Origin of the sequence: Pseudomonas sp. PI1 (genome assembly GCF_000812405.1) — a bacterium.
Classification (GTDB): domain Bacteria; phylum Pseudomonadota; class Gammaproteobacteria; order Pseudomonadales; family Pseudomonadaceae; genus Pseudomonas; species Pseudomonas citronellolis.
Genome location: NZ_JWMC01000033.1, coordinates 1 through 18,229, shown reverse-complemented (window position 1 = coordinate 18,229; position 18,229 = coordinate 1). Strand labels below are relative to the sequence as shown.

The following is an 18,229-nucleotide window of genomic DNA, read 5'->3' as shown; positions in this document are numbered from 1 at the left end:
CGCTCAACGGCCTTGGAAGTGGGGGGAGCGTTTTTCGGCCACGGCGCGCAGGGCTTCGGCGGCGTCCTCGCTGCGGCCGCAGAGCAGCCCGGCGGCCTGCTCGGCCTCCAGTTGCTGGGCCAGCGTGCGGTTGGCGCCGTCGCGGATCAGGCGCTTGGTCTGGGCGAAGGCGAAGGTCGGGCCGGCGGCCAGGCGCGCGGCGAATTCGCCGACCTGGGCCTGCAGTTGGTCATCGGCGACCACTTCGCCGACCAGGCCGGCGTTCAGCGCGCGCTCGGCGTTCCACAGTTCGTCGAGGAACAGCAGGCGCTTGGCCGCTTCGCTGCCGATCAGCCGCGGCAGGTGCCAGCTGGCGCCGGCATCCGGGCAGTAGGCCATGCCGGTGTAGCCGGCCTTGAAGCGCGCCGAGGCGCCGGCGATGCGGAAGTCGCAGCACAGGGTCAGGTCCATGCCGGCGCCGACGGCGGTGCCGTTGACCGCGGCGATGGTCGGCTTGTCCAGGCCGTGCAGGCGGGTCATCAGGGCGTGGGCGGTTTCGGTCCAGCCGTAGGTTTCCAGCTCGCCGCGCGCTTCGGCCTCGGCCCATTCGGCGAGGTCGGCGCCGGCGCAGAAGCTGCGGCCCTCGCCGGTCAGCACGATGACGCGCACGGCCGGGTCGACGGCGTAGGCGTCGAGCAGCGCGTGCAGGTTCTTCAGCGTGGGAACGTCCAGCGCGTTGCGCTGTTCGGGGCGGTTCAGGGTGATCCAGGCGATGCCGTCCTGGACCCGGCTGAGCGGGGATGCGTGAGTCATGCTGGCCTCGTTGTTGTTGTCGCATGAGGGCGGTGTTGGCCACCATACTAAACAAGTGTTCAACAAGACGGCAATGCACCCGTTCGGGGGGCTTGTAACGCCCCGCCGGACGGCGGGAAGGCCGCGTGGTGCGGGGCTGTGGGGATTCGGAAGGGTTTTCCCCGGGACCTTGTTACAACTTCGCACAAACGGCCCTGCGGGCCTTCGCGGACGAAGTCTCCTACGGTTCCAGGAAGCACGGCTTTTCGTAGGATGGCGTTGAGCTTGCGAAACCCATGCGGTTGCGCTGATGGGTATCGCTTCGCTCAACGCCATCCTACGAGAAGCCGAAAAGCGAAAAGCCCCGCGGGGCGGGGCTTCGTGGGCTCAACCGACGCTCGGCAGCGCCTCATCGATCACCTGCGGGCGCTTGCGCTTGAGCACGTAGTAGGCCAGGTAGCAGGCGGCGATGAAGCCGAAGCCCCAGTACAGCGACGGGCGCTGGGTCGGGTCCAGGGCCAGGAACACGAACAGCGCGCAGCAGATGGCGATGCAGGCCAGGGGGATCAGCGGGAACAGCGGCGCGGCGTATTTCAGGTCGGCCACCGTGCCGCCCTTGGCCATGTGTTCGCGGCGGAAGCGGTACTGGGCGTAGGCGATGACGATCCAGGTCACGGTGCCGGACATGCCGCTCACCGCCATCAGCACCATGAACAGGGTGTCGGCGGCGACCACGCTGGTCAGCAGCGAGAGCAGGGCGAAGGCCAGGCTGATCAGCAGCGCGTACAGCGGCACGCCGCGGGAACTGAGTTTGGACAGGCCCTTGGGCGCCATGCCGGTCTTGGACATGGCCCAGAGGATGCGGGTGGAGGCGTACAGGCCGGAGTTGCCCACCGAGAGGATGGCGGTGAGGATGACGAAGTTCATCAGGTCCGCCGCGTAGGGGATGCCGACCATGTCGAACACCTGCACGAACGGGCTTTCCACCAGCCCGGCCTGCTGCCAGGGGACGATGGCGGCCAGCACGACGATCGCCAGCACGTAGAAGATCAGCACGCGGAACACCACGTTGCGCACGGCGCGGGGGATGCTCTTCTCCGGCTGGTCGGTCTCGCCGGCGGCCACGCCCATGATCTCGCAGCCCTGGAAGGCGTAGACCACCGTCATCATCACCGCGAACACTGCCGACAGGCCATTGGGGAACAGGCTGTCGCCGGCCAGGTTGTTGAGCATGGGGGCCGGTGCGCCGTCGTTCAGGTGGATGCCGCCGAAGATCACCAGCACGCCGACGATGATGAAGGCGAGGATGGCCGCCACCTTGATCCCGGCGAACCAGTACTCGGCCTCGCCGAAGGCGCGGGTGGCCAGGGCGTTGAGGGAGAACAGCACGACCACGAAGAAGCCCGACCAGAGCCAGATCGGCACCTCGGGGAACCAGCGCGTCATCAGCATGCCGGCGGCGGTGAATTCCAGGCCGACGGTGGAGGCCCAGCTCATCCAGTACACCCAGCCGATCATGAACCCGGTGGCCGGGCCGATGAAACGCGTGGCGTGGGCCTGGAAGGAGCCGGAGACGGGCATCTGCACCGACAGCTCGCCCAGGCAGACCATCACCAGGTACATCAGCAGCCCGGCCACCAGGTAGGCCAGCACGGCGCCGGCCGGGCCGCCCTGGTTGATGGTGACGCCGGCGCCCATGAACAGCCCGGTGCCGATCACCCCGCCGAGGGACAGCATGAAGATGTGGCGGCTCTTGAGCGCGCGGGTGAGCTGGATCTTCGAATCAGACATGGCGCACCTCCGGTAGACGGCGGGCGCGGCGAAGCGGAACTCTACGTTGGATCATTGTTGTTATCTCCAATCAGTCAGAGGCCGTGGCTCGGGGCACGGATACCGCCGGATTATTCGAAGGGGATGTAAGGTCGCGTTGAACGGCGGGATCGAAGATGTAAAAAGCTGTAAGGAATTTGTATTCCGAACAGGCTTTACTGGCGTGCCGGCTGACGCCGAAACGTCCAAGCCTGCCGAACGCCCCCCTCGCCCTTCAGGGCGGGGCGCGCAGCCGAGGGCTGGGGAGAGGGAACGGAGTCAGCCGAACGCACGGAGTTCATCTGGGAGCCCGCAACCCTCTCCCTAACCCTCTCCCTGAAGGGAGAGGGGACTGTCCGTGCCTGCGGGGGAACGTGTGCCTCCCGGTAAGCCATGCGGCTATGCATGCCTTTCGTAGGAGCGAGCTTGCTCGCGAACCGCATGGCACCGCAGCCGCCGGGAGATCCGTTCGCGAGCAAAGGAATTTGTAGCGGGGGCTTTCCGGACGCACCGGCTAACTCCGAAACATCCAAGCCTGCCGAACGGCCCCATCGCCCTTCAGGGCGGGGCGCGCAGCCGAGGGCTGGGGAGAGGGGACGGAGTCAGCCGAACGCACAGAGCTCACCGGTGAGCCCGCAACCCTCTCCCTAACCCTCTCCCTGAAGGGAGAGGGGACTGTCCGTGCCTGCGGGGGAACGTGTGCCTCCCGGTAAGCCATGCGGCTATGCATGCTTTTCGTAGGAGCGAGCTTGCTCGCGAACCGCATGGCACCGCAGCCGCCGGGGAATCCGTTCGCGAGCAAGCTCGCTCCTACAGGAGGTGCGTCCTGGCGGTGTGGAGTTGCGTGTCGAGTCTTTCGCTCCAGGCTTGCAGCGGTTCGCCAGCCAGGGCCGCTTCCTCCAGGCCGTGCAGGCATTCGCCCAGGCCACGCAGGCCCATGGAATGGCAACTGCCCGCCAGGCGGTGGGCCAGCCCGGCGGCCTCGCTGGCGTCGTCGGCGCGGATGGCTTCGTGCAGCAGCGGCAGCTGTTGCGCCAGCAGGTCGCGCAGCACACCGAGCAATTCTCTCACCCGGTGCTCACCCAGCAGTTCGCGGTGAGTCGCCAGCACCTGCTCGTCGATCACCCCATCCGCCTCACGCTCGGGCACAGGCGCATGCAGGTTGGCCAGCGCACGGCGCAGGTCGTCGACACGCAACGGCTTGGCCAACACACCTTGCATGCCAGCTTCGAAGTAAGTGCGCACCAGCGCCGGCTGCACGCTGGCGGTGAAGGCGAGGATCGGCGTTTCCCGGTTGCGCCCACCCTCCTGGCCGCGGATCACCCGGCACAACTCGATACCGCCCAGGCCGGGCAGGTGCATGTCCAGCAGGATCAGGTCGAAGGCCTGCTCGCGACAGGCGACCAGCGCCGGTTCGGCATCCTCGGCCAGGCGCACGGCGTGACCGTCGCGCTCCAGCAGGCCCTGGGCCACTTCGCGATTGAGCGGCACGTCCTCCACCAGCAGCACGCTCAGGGCACGTTCGCTGCGCGGGGCCGCCTGCGGTTCCACCACGGGAACCAGCGCGGCTTGCAGCTCGACCTCGAACCAGAAGGTGCTGCCCTGCCCTTCCCGGCTGCGCACGCCGATGCGTCCGCCCATGGCTTCCACCAGGCGCTTGCTGATGGCCAGGCCCAGGCCGCTGCCGCCGTAGCGGCGGGTGACTTCCTCGCTGGCCTGGATGAAGCGTTCGAAGATGCGCGCCTGCACCGCCTCGGGAATGCCGATGCCGTCGTCGACCACGGCGAAGCGCAGGCGCTGGCCTTCGCCCTGCTGCGCCAGCAGTTCCACCTCCACGCGCACTTCGCCGCCCTCGGTGAACTTCACCGCGTTGGCTACCAGGTTGCTCAGCACCTGGCGGAGGAACTGCTCGGCGCCGCGGCAACGGCGGCGCACGTCGTCGTCCAGGTGCAGCGACAGGCGCGTGGCATTGGCCGCCGCGCGGGGTTCCAGCAGCGTCAGCACCTCGTCGAGCAGCTCGCCGAGGTCGAAGTCCACCGGCTCCGGCAGGCTGGCGCCGTCCTCCAGCTTGGCGAAGTGCAGCACTTCGTTGAGCACTGCCAGCAGGCCCTCGCCGGCCTTGTGCAGGGCGTGCAGGCGCTTGCGTTCCAGCTCGCCCAGGGGCGCGTCGCGCAGCAGTTCGGCCATGCCGAGGATGCCGTTGAGCGGGGTGCGGATTTCGTGGCTCATGGTGGCCAGGAAGCGGCTCTTCGCCTCGTTGGCCGCCTCGGCCTCGTCCTTGGCCCGGCGCAGGCTGGCGGTGCGCCGCTCGACCTGGCGCTGCAGCTCGTCGCGCTCTTCGCGCAGGGCCTGGCGCATGTCGTCGAGGGAATGGGCCACGGTGTCGAGTTCGTCGTCTTCGGCGCGGATGCGCTTGTCCAGGCGCAGCGGCTGTTGCAGGTCGCCGCCGGCCATGCGCCCGGCGAACTCGGCCATGCGCTCCAGGTGGCGCGTCACCAGCTTGTGGAACAGCCAGCTCAGGGCCACCGCCAGGCCGCAGAGGAACAGACCCATCCACAGCAGGTTGCTCAGCCCGCCGTGCCAAAGGCGGCGGTACACGGCGCCCTGGTCGATGGCCACGGCCAGCTCGCCGAGGGCCCGGCGTTCGCCGTCCGGCGGCTGGTAGCTGAGCGGGAAGTGCTCGACGCGCAGCGGGCCGGGGGCCTGGATGTCGCCCTGGATCAGGTTGAAGTCGGCGCTGGCCAGGCTCGCCCAGGCGATGTCGGGGAAGTCCACCAGGCCGTGCAGCTGCACGTTGAGCTGGGCCTGGTTGAGGTCCCACAGGCTGCGCTCGAAGCTGGCCAGGTAGCCGCTGCGGATCAGCTCCAGGCGGGTTTCGATGTCGCGCATCTCGCGGCGGTATTCCAGGTACAGCTGCAGCGCGCCGGCCAGCAGGGTGAAGCACAGGCTGAAGCCCAGCACCCGCAGCAGCAGGCGCCGCGCCAGCGGGCCGGGGGCGCGCAGGGCTCTCATGGTTGCGCCCCGGTAGCGAGCATGGCGCGGTAGTCGCGCTCGCTCTCATCCAGCCAGCGCGCCAGGCTGCCGTCGGCCTGCAGGCGTTGCAGGGCCTTGTCGATCTCGCCCAGGCGCGCCTGCAACGGCGAATGCCGCGACACCGCCAGGCGCAGGTAGTCGACGGTGATCGGTTGCGGCGCGTCCACTATGTCCGCGCCGCCGGGCAGGCGCTCGACCAGCAGCCGCCCGGTGCGCCGTTCGTAGGGGATGAAGTCGATGCGCTGGCGGATCAGCTTGCCGAAGTTCTGCGTGCTGTCGGAGACGTACTCGATATTGTCGTGGCTGGCGACGAAGCGGTCGAATTCGGCGCCATAGCTCTCGCCGAAAAGCAGGCCGCCGCGGTAGCGGGAAAGGTCCTCCAGCGTCTGGAAGCGCACCGGTTTGCGGCGGTTGTAGAACAGCGCCACCTCCTCGCGCAGCACCGGCGCCTCGGCGAAGGCCAGGCCCTGGTCGCGCTGCGCCGTGCGGTAGGCCAGCACCACGTCGACGCGCCCGGCGGCGGCGTCCAGCAGGCAGCGTTTCCAGTTGCCCAGCACCACCACCTGCACGTCGTAGCCGAGCCCGCCGAGCACGCGCTTCACCACCTGCGGCGCCAGCCCGCGCACTTCATGGCCATCGCTCCAGGACACCGGCGGGTACACCGGATAGTCGCAGTAACGTACGCGCTCGGCGGCCGGCGCCAGGCCGCCCCGGGCCAGGACGAGCAGCGCCAGGGCGAGCAGGGCCAGCCAGCGCACGTTCAGGCGTCGCAGGGGGCGGCGGTGAACAGGTAGCCGGCGCCGTGGATGGTGATGATCAGCTCGGGTTCGGCCGGGTCGTCGCGCAGCTTGCGGCGCAGGCGGCCGACCAACACGTCGATGGAGCGGTCGTTGGGCAGCCACTCGCGGTTGCGGATCTGGTCCATCAGTTGGTCGCGGCTGAGGGTGTGGCCGCTGTTGCGCAGGAATACGCTGAGCAGCTGGAACTCGCCGTGGGTGAGCAGGGTTTCGCCGCCGTCGCGGTCGACCAGGCGCCGCCGGTCCGGGTCCAGGCGCCACTGGGCGAAGCGCTTGAGCGGCTGGCGCGCCGGCGTTGCCGTGGCCGGCGCGCGGGCATGGCGCACGCGGCGGATCAGGTTCTTCGCCCGCGACACCAGCTCGCGCGGGTTCGGCGGCTTGATCACGTAGTCGTCGGCGCCGCATTCCAGGCCGACGATGCGGTCGATGTCGTCGTTGCGCCCGGTGATGAGGATGATGCCCACCTCCGAGCGCACGCGCAGTTCGCGGGTGAGGGTCAGGCCGTCCTTGCCGGGCAGGCGGATGTCCAGCAGCACCAGGTCGAACGGCGGGCCGCCCTGCTCGGCTTCGGCCAGGCTGGCCTCGGCCTGTTCGGCGGTGCTGGCGCAGGCCACCTCGTAGCCCTCCCCGGCGAGGTAGGACTGGAGGAGTTCGTGGATCAGCGGATCGTCGTCGACGATCAGTACACGGGGAGCCATCGCCAATACCCTGCTGCGGCCGCCGGCGAGGTCGCGGCGGATTTCTTATTAGAGGATGGGCGCCCATGGGAAATTTCCCAGGAGCCGGCGCAGAGTAGCGATTGCTGAACGGCCGATCAACAGTCCGCCGGCCGACGGCTGAAGCGCTGCCGCCCGCCGGCCTGCAGGCCGTCGACCCAGGCTTCGCAGACCTGGATACCCTGCTCGGGGCTGAAGGTGTTGGGGTTCAGCCCGGATTCCAGCCACAGGCCGTCGAGCATGGCGGACAGGGCGATGGCGGCGAGGTCGGCATCGAAGTCGGCCCAGCCTTCCTCTTCGGCCAATTGGTTCAGCGCCTGGGCCAGCAGGGCGCGGTACTCGCCGTAGGAATGGTCGTGGGCACGATTGATCGCCTCGGCGGTCTTCACCGCGCCCCAGAACGCCAGCCAGGCATCGAGCAGTTGCGGGTCGAGCAGTTCGGCGCTGAACGAGGCGCGGAAGAACGCCGACAGGCGCGCGCGAGGGTCCGGCGCGGCCTGGTCGATGGCCTCGCGCAGCAACTGCATGACGCGCCCGGTGACCGTCAGGTAGGCCTCGGCCACCAGCTCGTCCTTGCCCGCGTAGTGGTGGTTGATCAGCCCCACCGAAACCCCGGCCTCGGCGCAGATCTTGCGGATCGACGCGCCCTGGAAGCCGTGCTGCTTCAGGCACGCCAGGGTGGCCTCGATCAGCAGCGCCTTGCGCTGTTCGGGTTCCAGCCGGGAAAAGCGCACTGCCTGGTTCATCGCCTGCCGCTCCTGTGTCCGAGGCCGCCAATCTGAACGAATGTGCAACAGCATACCAGCCCCACCCACCCATTCGGGGAATGGCCCGGCGACGGCTGGCGGCGGACAGTGGCCACAGCCGACACGACCCTCGAACAACAACCACAGGTGGGAGTGACATGTACAAATCCTGCGCAGCGATCCTGGGCACGGCCCTGCTGCTGAGCCCCTTGCTCGGCCAGGCCGCGGACGCCGACGGCGGCAAAACGCTGAGGCTGTACAACTGGACCGACTACATCGGCGAGCACACCATCGCCGACTTCGAGAAGGCCACCGGGATCAAGGTGGTCTACGACACCTTCGACTCCTACGAGACGGTGCAGGGCAAGCTGCTGCCCGGCCGCTCCGGCTACGACCTGGTGGTGCTCAACGCCGCGCTGGTGCCGCCGCTGCTCAAGGCCGGGGTGTTCCAGCCGCTGGACAAGAGCAAGCTGCCCAGCTGGAGCAACCTCGACGCCGAGGTGCTCAAGCACCTCGACCACTACGACCCGGGCGTGCAGTACTCGGCGCCCTACACCTGGGGCAGCAACGGCATCACCTACAACATCGAGAAGATCAGGCAGCGCATGCCCGACGCGCCCATCGGCTCGCTGGCGATGCTGTTCGATCCCAAGGTGGTGTCGAAATTCGCCGACTGCGGGGTGACCATCATCGACTCGCCCACCGACGTCATCCCGCTGGCCCTGGCCTACCTCAAGCGCGACCCGAACAGCGCCAACCCCGAGGACCTCAAGGCCGCCCAGGACCTGCTGCAGTCGATCCGCCCGTACATCCGCAAGTTCGACTCCACCAGCTACCTCAACGGCCTGGCCAACGGCGACCAGTGCATGGCCATGACCTGGTCCGGCGACTACGCCACCGCCCAGGCCCGCGCCGACGAGGCCGGGGCCAAGGTCAAGCTGGGCTACTTCGTGCCCAGGGAAGGCTCGCTGATCTGGTTCGACGACTTCTACATCCCGGCCGACGCGCCCCACGTGGCCAACGCCCACAAGTTCATCGAGTACATGCTGCAGCCGAAGGTGGCCGCCGACGTCAGCGACTACATCCGCTACGCCACCAGCAATGGCGCGGCCAAGCCGCTGCTGGCCGCCGGGGTGCGCGACGACCCGGCGATCTACCCGGATGCCGAGACGCGTTCGCGGCTGTTCACCCAGAAGGTCCAGGGGCCCAAGGCCACGCGGCTGATCACCCGGACGTGGAATGCGGTGAAGACGGGGACCTGATGAGCTGACTTTCAAGAGCCCCCTCTCCCCAGCCCTCGGCTGCGCGCCCCGCCCTGAAGGGAGAGGGGGCCGATAGTGCCGAGATGACCGATGGCGCCCTCCTGAAGCGCTCAGGCGATACAAGATCCGGCAAGGGAGAGGGAAACGGAATTAACGAGATGAAACCGCACTATCGAGGTACTGCCATGATCACCCCATCCGCCGCCTTCTTCGCCCAGTTCGATGACGAAAAGCTGGTCGCCGCCGACAAGGCCCACTACGTGCACGGCTACCACGTGTTCGACGACCACCGCGAGAACGGCGCGCTGAACATTGCCGCAGGCCAGGGCGCCTACATCTACGACACCAAGGGCAACCGCTACCTGGACGCCGTGGGCGGCATGTGGTGCACCAACATCGGCCTGGGCCGCGAGGAGATGGCCGAGGCCATCGCCGAGCAGGTGCGCCAGCTGGCCTACTCCAACCCCTTCTGCGACATGGCCAACGTCACCGCCATCCAGCTCTGCGAAAAGCTCGCCGAACTGGCCCCGGGCGACCTCGACCACGTGTTCCTCACCACCGGCGGCTCCACCGCCGTGGACACCGCCTACCGGCTGATCCAGTACTACCAGAACTGCCGCGGCAAGCACGCCAAGAAGCACATCATCAGCCGCGTCAACGCCTACCACGGCTCGACTTTCCTGACCATGTCGCTCGGCGGCAAGGTCGCCGACCACCCGGCCGAGTTCGACTTCCTCAAGGACTTCATCCACCACATTTCCTGCCCCAATCCCTACCGCGCGCCGGCGGGCATGACCGAGGGCGATTTCCTGGAATTCCTGGTCAAGGAATTCGAGGACAAGATCCTGGAACTGGGCGCGGACAACGTGGCGGCCTTCTTCGCCGAGCCGATCATGGGCTCGGGCGGCGTGATCATCCCGCCCAAGGGTTACCACAAGCGCATGTGGGAGGTGTGCCGGAAGTACGACCTGCTCTACGTCGCCGACGAGGTGGTGACCTCCTTCGGCCGCCTGGGCGCGTTCTTCGCCTCCGAGGACGTGTTCGGCATGCAGCCGGACATCATCACCACCGCCAAGGGCCTGACCTCCGGCTACCTGCCGCTGGGCGCGTGCATCTTCTCCGGCCGTATCTGGAAGGTGATCGCCGAGCCGAACCAGGGCCGCTGCTTCAGCCACGGCTTCACCTACAGCGGGCACCCGGTGAGCTGCATCTCGGCGCTGAAGAACATCGAGATCATCCAGCGCGAGAACCTGCTGGAGCACGTCAAGGACGTCGGCGCCTACCTGGAGCAGCGCCTGAAGGAGCTGGCCGAGCTGCCGCTGGTGGGCGACGTGCGCTGCCAGAAGCTGATGGCCTGCGTCGAGTTCGTCGCCGACAAGCGCAGCAAGACGCTGTTCCCCGAGGAGCTGAACATCGGCGAGAAGATCCACCTGCGCGCGCAGAAGCGCGGCCTGCTGGTGCGCCCCATCGTGCACCTGAACGTGATGTCGCCGCCGCTGACCATCACCCGCGAGCAGGTCGACGAAGTGGTCGACACCCTGCGCGAGGCGATTCTCGAAACTGCCGAGGACCTCAAGCGCAGCGGCGACTACGCGGGGCACTGATGCGCGGACACGGCGCTTTGCACCTGGTCGGCGGCGGCCGTATGCTGCCGACCATGAGCACACCGGCCACCCCACCCAACAGCCCAGCCCTGCATGCCTGGCATGCGGGGCTGGCGCGCGCCATGGCGGCGGTGGCCACGGCGGAGTTCCCGGCGCGGCTGGTGGAGGCGCTCGGCGCGCTGGTGCCCATCGAGTCCTCGCTGTTCGGCCTGGAGCGCAAGGGCCAGCCGCCGCGCCACCTGTTCCAGCACGGCATCCCCGCGCAATACCGCGAGCCGCTGACCGAGCGCTACTACGCCCGCGGCTACCTGCTCGACCCCTTCTGCCTGGCCATGGAAGGCGGCCTGGCCGAGGGCTTCTACCCGCTGGCGGAAATCGCCCCGGACGACTTCTTCGCCAGCGAGTACTACAAGACCTACTACCTCAAGTGCGGCTCGGTGGAAGACAGCCACTACATCGTCGACCTCGACGCCCAGCGCAAGCTTTCCCTGTGCGTGTACCAGGGCCGTAGCGGCGCGCGCTTCAGCGAGGAACAGACCGAACTGCTGCGCGCCGCTCTACCGCTGGTGCGCGAGCTGTGCCGGCAGTTCGAGAGCCGCGGCGGCCTCGACCTGCTGCTGGCCGGTGGCGACGCCGGCGCGCCACCGGCGGCGGCACTGAACCGGCACATCCGCGAAGCCTTCATGAACTTCGGCGGCGACTGCCTGACCGAACGCGAGCGGGAAATCGCCCACCTGCTGCTGCGCGGCCACTCGGTGAAGTCCAGCGCGCGGGTGCTGGACATCTCGCCGGAGACAGTGCGCATGCACCGCAAGCACCTCTACACCAAGCTGGAGATCAACTCCCAGGCGGAGCTGTTCTCGCTGTTCATCGACTGGCTGACCCGCGACGGGCCGGCCTGAAACGCCGCCATCGCGAACGGAGTCACCTGTAGGAGCGCGCGATTCGCGGGCAGGGCCCGCTCCTACAATACGGATAGGCACGAATACGGATAGGCACGGCTTCTCGTAGGATGGTGTTGAGCGAAGCGATACCCATCAGCGCAACCGCATGGGTTTCGCAAGCTCAACCCATCCTACGAAGAGCACCTCGGCGCGGCTTGCAAGACAGTTGCTCCTAACATGGGAGGAAGAGCGCCGTCGTAGGTCAAACGGCGGATAACCGCGAACGGTTATCCGCCCTACGCCCTTGTGAGCCTCAAGCCTCCCCAGGCATGCTAGAGCATTCCCCCGCCCTCCCGAGGAAACCCCATGTTCCGACGCTGGCTCCCCGCCCTGCTGCTGGCCGCCGCCCTGCCGCTGCAGGCCGCCGAAACCCGGCCGAACTACGGTCCCGAACTGGAACGCTTCAACTACGCCTACCCGGTGGGACACTTCAGCTTCGCCTCCCAGGGCAAGCACGTGCACATGGCCTACATCGACGTGAAGCCGGCCAAGCCCAACGGCCGCACGGTGGTGCTGCTGCACGGCAAGAACTTCTGCGCCGGCACCTGGGAGGCGAGCATCGCCGCCCTCAGCGCGGCCGGCTACCGGGGGGTGGCGCCGGACCAGATCGGCTTCTGCAAGTCGACCAAGCCGGAGCACTACCAGTACAGCTTCCAGCAACTGGCCAGCAACACCCACGCCCTGCTGGACAAGCTCAGGCTGCACAAGGTGACCATGCTCGGCCACTCCACCGGCGGCATGCTCGCCGCGCGCTACGCGCTGATGTACCCGCAGCAGGTCGAGCAGCTGGTGCTGGTCAACCCCATCGGCCTTGAGGACTGGAAGGCCCTGGGCGTGCCCTACCGCACCCCGGACCAGTGGTACGAGCGCGAGCTGAAGACCAGCGCGGAAAGCATCCGCAAGTACGAGCAGGCCACCTACTACGCCGGCCAGTGGAAGCCGGAGTACGACAAGTGGGTGAACATGCTCGCCGGCCTGTACAACGGCTCCGGCCACGAGCGCGTGGCGTGGAACTCGGCGCTGCAGTACGACATGATCTTCACCCAGCCGGTGGTCTACGAGTTCGGCCAGATCCAGGCGCCCACCCTGCTGATGATCGGCACCCAGGACAACACCGCGATCGGCAAGGACGTCGCCCCCGAGCCGCTGCGCGCCAAGCTGGGCAACTACGCCGAGCTGGGCAAGCGCACCGCCCAGGCCATCCCCCACGCCACCCTGGTGGAGTTCGACAAGCTCGGCCACGCGCCGCAGATCCAGGACCCGCAGGCCTTCCACGCGGCGCTGCTCAAGGGCCTGGCCGAGCTCAAGCATTGAGGCTGGCTGCACCGATGGGCGCTTCGTAGGATGGGTTGAGCCTGCGAAACCCATGCGGCCGTGGCGATGGGTATCGCTTCGCTCAACCCATCCTACGAAGTGCAGGAGAAACTCCGCGCAAAACGAAAACGCCGGGCATCTGCCCGGCGTTTTCGTTGCCTCGGCCCCGTCAGCCCAGGTTCTTGCCCAGCAGCGCGTGGTACAGCTCGCTGTCGCCGAGCACGCCGACCACGCGGCTCTGCTCCTGCAGCACCAGCTTGTGGCCGGTCTGGTAGCGGATCTGCAGGGCGTCGCGCATGCGGATGCTGACGTCCACCAGGGTCGGCTCGTGCTTGAGCTTTTCCACCGGGTCGCCCGGGCGCCATTGCTGCAGGTCGATGATGTTGCTGCCCTGGCGCGCGGTCTTGATCTGGTTGGTCTCGGTGAGGCCGATCCAGCAGTCGCGGCCCTGGTCGAAGCACACCTCGCCGTCCTGCCGGCGGCACTGGTCCAGGCCGCGCATCAGGCTGGAGCCGCACAGCACGTTGAGCGGGTTGGTGTGGGCGACGAAGGTGCGCACGTAGTCGTCCGCCGGGTTCAGCACGATCTCCTCGGGCTTGCTGTGCTGGATGATGCGGCCGTCCTTCATGATGGCGATGCGCGAACCGATCTTCAGCGCCTCGTCGAGGTCGTGGCTGACGAAGACGATGGTCTTGTGCAGCTGCCGTTGCAGCACCAGCAGTTCGTCCTGCAGCTGCTGGCGGATCAGCGGGTCCAGCGCCGAGAAGGGCTCGTCCATCAGCAGGATGTCGCCGTCCATGGCCAGCGCGCGGGCCAGGCCGACGCGCTGCTGCATGCCGCCGGAGAGTTCGTCCGGGCGCTTGTCGCGCCACTGCGACAGGCCCACCAGTTCGAGCTTCTCGTCGATCACCTTCTTGCGCTCGGCGGCCGGGCGGCCCTGCATCTCCAGGCCGAAGCCGATGTTCTCGGCCACGGTCAGCCAGGGCATCAGGGCGAACTTCTGGAACACCATGGCGATGCGCTTGGTGCGCATGGTCTTGAGCGTCGCCGGCGAGCAGTTGGCGACGTCCACCTGCTGGCCTTCGTGCTCGATCAGCAGCTTGCCGCGGCTGACCGTATTGAGGCCGTTGATGCAGCGCAGCAGGCTCGACTTGCCTGAGCCGGACAGGCCCATCATCACGCAGATTTCACCGCGCTCGACGTCCAGGTTGGCGTCCTCCACGCCCAGCACCTGGCCGGTGCGCTTGAGGATTTCCTGACGGCCCAGGCCTTCGTCGAGCAGGCGCAGGGCTTCCTTGGTGTTCTTGCCGAAGATCACATCGACGTTCTTGAATTCAATCGCAGCCATGGTTGCTTACCTCCCCCGCAGCGAGCGTTGCTTGCACACCCGGTCGAGCAGGATGGCGAGCAGGACGATGGCCAGGCCGGCCTCGAAGCCCAGGGAGATGTCCGCGGTGTTCAGCGCGTTCACCACCGGCTTGCCGAGGCCGTCGGCGCCTACCAGCGCGGAAATCACCACCATCGACAGCGACAGCATGATGCACTGGGTGATGCCGGCGCCGATGCTGGGCATGGCGTGCGGCAGTTCGATTCGGGTCAGCAGCTGCCAACGCGAGCAGCCGAAGGCCTTGCCGGCGTCCATCAGCTCCGCCGGCACGTCCTGGATGCCCAGGCAGGTCAGGCGGATCGGCGCGGCGATGGCGAAGATCACAGTGGAAATCAGGCCCGGCACCACACCCAGGCCGAACAGCGTCAGGGTGGGGATCAGGTAGACGAAGGTGGGCACCGTCTGCATCAGGTCCAGCAGCGGGCGCAGGGCGGTGTAGAACCAGGGCTTGTGCGCCGCGAGGATGCCCAGGGGCACGCCGATGGCGACGCACACCAGGGTGGCGAAGATGACCTGGGCCAGGGTCTCCATGGTTTCCTGCCAGTAGCCCAGGTTGAGGATCAATAGCAGCGAGGCCAGGGCGAACAGCGTCAGGCCGATGCTGCGCTGGATGAAGTGCACCAGGCCCACCATGATGGCGGTGAGCAGCAGCGGGTGGAACCACAGCAACCCGCCGGTGACACCGTGGATGAGGAACTCGAGGACGTCCGAGATCTTGTCGAAGACCGCCGAACCATGGCGGGTGAGCCAGTCGACGAAGGCGGCGATGTGCTCACCGAGGGGGATCTTGTGTTCAGTCAGAAACATAGTGCGGGCCCATCAAGCAAGGTGGAAGCGACCGGCCAGGGTCACTTGGCGAAAGCGACCTTGGCCGCGGCGAGCGCCGGCTTGCCGTCACGCGTGGTGACGCCAGCCAGCCAGGCATCGAGCAGTTCCGGGTGATCCTTCAACCAGGCCTTGGCCGCGTCCTCGGGCTTCTTGCCCTCGTTGAGCACGGCGTCCATCAGTTTGTTTTCCATGTCCAGGGTGAAAGTGAGGTTGGTCAGCAGCTTGCCGACGTTCGGGCATTCCTGGACGTAGCCCTTGCGCACGTTGGTGTAGATGGTCGCGCCGCCGTAGTTGGGGCCGAACACATCATCGCCACCCTGCAGGTACTGCATCTTGAAGCGGGTGTTCATCGGGTGCGGTTCCCAGCCGAGGAACACGATCCACTGGCTGCGGCGGTCGGCGCGGCCCACCTGCGAGAGCATGCCGGCCTCGCTGGACTCCACCAGCTTGAACTTGCCCAGGTCGAACTGGTTCTTGTCGATCATGCCCTGGACCAGGCGGTTGCCGTCGTTGCCCGGCTCGATGCCGTAGATCTTGCCGCCGAGCTTGTCGGAGAACCTGGCGATGTCGGCGAAGGTCTTCAGCCCGCCGTCGTAGGCCGCCTGGGTGACCGCCAGGGTGTACTTGGCGCCCTCCAGGTTGGCCCGCACGGTTTCCACCGAGCCGTTGTCGGCGTAGGGCTTGATGTCGTTGGCCATGCTCGGCATCCAGTTGCCGAGGAAGACGTCGAGGTCCTTGTTCGCCAGCGAGCGATAGGTCACCGGCACGGAAAGCATGTTCACCTTGGTGGTGTAGCCGAGCGACTCCAGCACCTGGCGAGTGGTCGCGGTGGTAACGGTGATGTCGGTCCAGCCGACGTCGGAGAAGCGAACCGTGCCGCACGACTCAGGTTCAGCGGCCTGAACCACCAGCGGCGTACTCAGGGACACAGCCAGTAGCAAAGACTTGCAACCTTTCATGAGCGTACTCCTCTACGGGATGGGGCGATCTGCGTGGGTTTCTAGGTGGGCCGCGCCGGGACGCGGGCCCTTTCTTCGTCGATTCGGAAACGATCATGGAACAGGAAAAATCCGCCGCATACCGGGTGCGTCGCAACCAGTGCAGGCGAAGTCGCAATCAGCACCAGGGGTGTCGCATCCAGTTCCACGGCCCTGTTCCGGCGTCCCGGCGGCGTCGCTCTCACTGCTGGGCGACGGCCTTGGACTGGGCCTGGGCGCGCGGCTGCACGCCCTTGAGCCAGGCATCGCGCACCTGCGGGTTGGCCTGCAACCAGTCCTTGGCGGCCTGGCGCGGATTGCTCCGTTCATTGAGCACCGCGTCCATCAGGCGGTTCTCCATGGCCAGGTCGAATTTCAGGTTGCGCAGCAGCTGCGCGACGTTCGGGCATTCATCAAGATAGCCGGCCCTGACGTTGGTGTAGACGGTGGCGCCGCCGTAGTTCGGGCCGAAATAGGCATCGCCGCCTTCCAGGTAGCGCATCTGCAGGCGGGTGTTCATCGGGTGCGGTTCCCAGCCGAGGAACACGATCGGCTGCTTGAGGGCGCCGGCGCGGCGCACCGAGGCGAGCATGTCGGCCTCGCTGGACTCCACCAGCTGGAAGTCGCCCAGGCCGAAGGCCTTCTCGGCGATCATCTTGCGGATCAATTGGTTGCCGTCGTTGCCCGGCTCGATGCCGTAGATCTTGCCGCCCAACTGCTCCTTGAACCTGGCGATGTCGGCGAAGCTCTTCAGGCCGGCGTCGTAGGCATACTGGGGAACGGCGAGGGTGTACTTGGCGCCCTCCAGGTTGGCGCGCACCGTCTGCACCTGGCCGTTGTCGGCGTAGGGCTTGATGTCCGCGGCCATGCTCGGCATCCAGTTGCCGAGGAAGACGTCGATGCGCTTCTCGGCCATAGCCTTGTAGGTATCGGGGACGGAGAGACGCTCGACCTTGGTGCGGTAGCCCTGTTCACTGAGCACCAGGCGGGTGACGGCGGTGGTGACGGTGATGTCGGTCCAGCCGACATCGGCGAAACGGACCAGCGAGCAGGACTGTGGTTCGGCGGCCTGGGCCAGGCCTGAGCAAAGAACGGGTAACGCCAACAGCGACAACAGAAAACACTTCATGAGGTCAGCCTCTAGCAATTACGGGGAGGGGTCAAGCGCAGGTCCGAAGGCGAAACCCTAGCCGTTCGTCGACCGTTCATCATGAAACACCCCGAAATATGGGGCTGTCGACCGATTGATGTTGTCTATCGACCAAGTCTCAAATTCATAATTATTTGTCGCATTAGCGACATCGCCTGGCACGATTCTTCCCGTGTCGCACGTCGCGGCGCTTTTGGATAAGGCCAAGTCGGTGCCGGACGCCGGCCCCGCCGGCCGAGGGCCGATGATGCCCCGCATCAGGAGTGCCCGCGGGCGCTCCGCATCACGCCCAGTTCCTGCGGAGGCCGGCATGGCTATCAGTGTGTTCGACCTGTTCAAGATCGGTATCGGCCCTTCCAGCTCGCATACCGTCGGCCCCATGCGCGCCGCCGCCCTGTTCGTCGGCGCCCTGCGCGAGCGCCAGTTGCTGCCCCGCGTCAGCCGCGTCGAAGTGAAGCTCTACGGCTCGCTCTCCGCCACCGGCGTCGGCCACGGCACCGACCGCGCCGTGATCATGGGCCTGATGGGCGAATGGCCCGACCGCATCGATCCCAGCCAGATCGCCCCGCGCATGGCCGAACTGCTCGGCAGCGGCGAACTGATCCTGGCCGGCGAGCGGCGCATTGCCTTCGACTGGGTGCGCGACATGCGTCTGCTGGAGGAGAACCTGCCCTACCACCCCAATGCCATGAGCCTGGTCGCCTACGAAAACGGCGCCGAGTTGTACGCCGACACCTATTACTCCATCGGCGGCGGCTTCGTCGTCGATGCCGAGCAGGCCGCCACCGGCAGTCTCGACCAGGACGCCACCCGCCTGCCCTACGACTTCAACAGCGCCGCCGAGCTGCTGCAGCTGTGCCGCCGCCACAACCTGCGCGTGTCCCAGCTGAT

At 67.2% G+C, this 18,229-nt stretch carries 15 protein-coding genes; 5 read left to right on the top strand and 10 right to left on the bottom strand.

Going from position 1 to position 18,229, the window contains the following annotated elements; translation table 11 throughout:
- Window positions 1–3 precede the first annotated feature (3 nt).
- The 6 genes from RN02_RS11650 to RN02_RS11625 form a co-directional block, all read right to left on the bottom strand.
- Window positions 4–792, bottom strand: a complete 789-nt coding sequence (locus RN02_RS11650; protein ID WP_043314653.1) for an enoyl-CoA hydratase/isomerase family protein — start codon at window positions 790–792, stop codon at window positions 4–6.
- Between the two features lie 366 nt (window positions 793–1,158).
- A complete protein-coding gene (locus RN02_RS11645) occupies window positions 1,159–2,562 on the bottom strand; it encodes an amino acid permease (protein WP_043314651.1) in 1,404 nt (467 codons plus the stop codon).
- 828 nt (window positions 2,563–3,390) lie between these two features.
- A complete protein-coding gene (locus RN02_RS11640; protein ID WP_043314649.1) occupies window positions 3,391–5,592 on the bottom strand; it encodes a hybrid sensor histidine kinase/response regulator in 2,202 nt (733 codons plus the stop codon).
- A complete protein-coding gene (locus RN02_RS11635; protein WP_082033771.1) occupies window positions 5,589–6,371 on the bottom strand; it encodes a substrate-binding periplasmic protein in 783 nt (260 codons plus the stop codon). The genes RN02_RS11640 and RN02_RS11635 overlap by 4 nt, the downstream gene beginning before the upstream one ends.
- Window positions 6,372–6,373: 2 nt before the next feature.
- Entirely contained in the window at window positions 6,374–7,114 is a 741-nt protein-coding gene (locus tag RN02_RS11630) for a response regulator transcription factor (RefSeq protein ID WP_152623749.1), read from the bottom strand.
- A gap of 110 nt (window positions 7,115–7,224) precedes the next feature.
- Window positions 7,225–7,872, bottom strand: coding sequence for a TetR family transcriptional regulator C-terminal domain-containing protein (locus RN02_RS11625; protein WP_009614807.1), 648 nt, complete (start codon window positions 7,870–7,872; stop codon window positions 7,225–7,227).
- A 158-nt stretch (window positions 7,873–8,030) separates the two neighbouring features.
- On the opposite strand from RN02_RS11625, the gene RN02_RS11620 reads away from it, so the two are divergent.
- From RN02_RS11620 to RN02_RS11605, 4 genes are all read left to right on the top strand, one after another.
- Entirely contained in the window at window positions 8,031–9,134 is a 1,104-nt protein-coding gene (locus tag RN02_RS11620; protein WP_043314646.1) for a polyamine ABC transporter substrate-binding protein, read from the top strand.
- A gap of 185 nt (window positions 9,135–9,319) precedes the next feature.
- Window positions 9,320–10,738 carry an aminotransferase gene (locus tag RN02_RS11615; RefSeq protein ID WP_043314645.1) on the top strand — a complete coding sequence of 473 codons (1,419 nt, stop codon included), beginning with the start codon at window positions 9,320–9,322 and terminating at the stop codon, window positions 10,736–10,738.
- Between the two features lie 53 nt (window positions 10,739–10,791).
- Window positions 10,792–11,640 carry a helix-turn-helix transcriptional regulator gene (locus RN02_RS11610; protein ID WP_043314706.1) on the top strand — a complete coding sequence of 283 codons (849 nt, stop codon included), beginning with the start codon at window positions 10,792–10,794 and terminating at the stop codon, window positions 11,638–11,640.
- A gap of 348 nt (window positions 11,641–11,988) precedes the next feature.
- Window positions 11,989–12,996, top strand: a complete 1,008-nt coding sequence (locus tag RN02_RS11605; RefSeq protein WP_043314644.1) for an alpha/beta fold hydrolase — start codon at window positions 11,989–11,991, stop codon at window positions 12,994–12,996.
- A gap of 169 nt (window positions 12,997–13,165) precedes the next feature.
- Here RN02_RS11605 and choV read toward each other — a convergent pair whose 3' ends face one another.
- The 4 genes from choV to RN02_RS11585 form a co-directional block, all read right to left on the bottom strand.
- Entirely contained in the window at window positions 13,166–14,344 is a 1,179-nt protein-coding gene (choV, locus tag RN02_RS11600; protein ID WP_009614797.1) for a choline ABC transporter ATP-binding protein, read from the bottom strand.
- A 6-nt stretch (window positions 14,345–14,350) separates the two neighbouring features.
- Window positions 14,351–15,190, bottom strand: coding sequence for a choline ABC transporter permease subunit (choW, locus tag RN02_RS11595; RefSeq protein WP_009614795.1), 840 nt, complete (start codon window positions 15,188–15,190; stop codon window positions 14,351–14,353).
- A gap of 41 nt (window positions 15,191–15,231) precedes the next feature.
- The gene (locus tag RN02_RS11590; RefSeq protein ID WP_009614794.1) at window positions 15,232–16,170 is read right to left on the bottom strand and encodes a choline ABC transporter substrate-binding protein; all 939 of its coding nucleotides are present in this window, start codon (window positions 16,168–16,170) and stop codon (window positions 15,232–15,234) included.
- A gap of 220 nt (window positions 16,171–16,390) precedes the next feature.
- Window positions 16,391–17,266 carry a choline ABC transporter substrate-binding protein gene (locus tag RN02_RS11585; RefSeq protein ID WP_372241070.1) on the bottom strand — a complete coding sequence of 292 codons (876 nt, stop codon included), beginning with the start codon at window positions 17,264–17,266 and terminating at the stop codon, window positions 16,391–16,393.
- Between the two features lie 382 nt (window positions 17,267–17,648).
- On the opposite strand from RN02_RS11585, the gene RN02_RS11580 reads away from it, so the two are divergent.
- The coding region (locus RN02_RS11580) for a serine dehydratase beta chain (RefSeq protein ID WP_043314643.1) at window positions 17,649–18,229 on the top strand (581 nt) is incomplete at its 3' end.

What these genes read in the sequence shown, in the direction of transcription:
- RN02_RS11650 (WP_043314653.1), bottom strand. Translation starts at nt 792, where the DNA reads ATGACTCACGCATCCCCGCTCAGCCGGGTCCAGGACGGCATCGCCTGG.
- RN02_RS11645 (WP_043314651.1), bottom strand. Translation starts at nt 2,562, where the DNA reads ATGTCTGATTCGAAGATCCAGCTCACCCGCGCGCTCAAGAGCCGCCAC.
- RN02_RS11640 (WP_043314649.1), bottom strand. Translation starts at nt 5,592, where the DNA reads ATGAGAGCCCTGCGCGCCCCCGGCCCGCTGGCGCGGCGCCTGCTGCTG.
- RN02_RS11625 (WP_009614807.1), bottom strand. Translation starts at nt 7,872, where the DNA reads ATGAACCAGGCAGTGCGCTTTTCCCGGCTGGAACCCGAACAGCGCAAG.
- RN02_RS11620 (WP_043314646.1), top strand. Translation starts at nt 8,031, where the DNA reads ATGTACAAATCCTGCGCAGCGATCCTGGGCACGGCCCTGCTGCTGAGC.
- RN02_RS11615 (WP_043314645.1), top strand. Translation starts at nt 9,320, where the DNA reads ATGATCACCCCATCCGCCGCCTTCTTCGCCCAGTTCGATGACGAAAAG.
- RN02_RS11610 (WP_043314706.1), top strand. Translation starts at nt 10,792, where the DNA reads ATGAGCACACCGGCCACCCCACCCAACAGCCCAGCCCTGCATGCCTGG.
- RN02_RS11605 (WP_043314644.1), top strand. Translation starts at nt 11,989, where the DNA reads ATGTTCCGACGCTGGCTCCCCGCCCTGCTGCTGGCCGCCGCCCTGCCG.
- choV (WP_009614797.1), bottom strand. Translation starts at nt 14,344, where the DNA reads ATGGCTGCGATTGAATTCAAGAACGTCGATGTGATCTTCGGCAAGAAC.
- choW (WP_009614795.1), bottom strand. Translation starts at nt 15,190, where the DNA reads ATGTTTCTGACTGAACACAAGATCCCCCTCGGTGAGCACATCGCCGCC.
- RN02_RS11590 (WP_009614794.1), bottom strand. Translation starts at nt 16,170, where the DNA reads ATGAAAGGTTGCAAGTCTTTGCTACTGGCTGTGTCCCTGAGTACGCCG.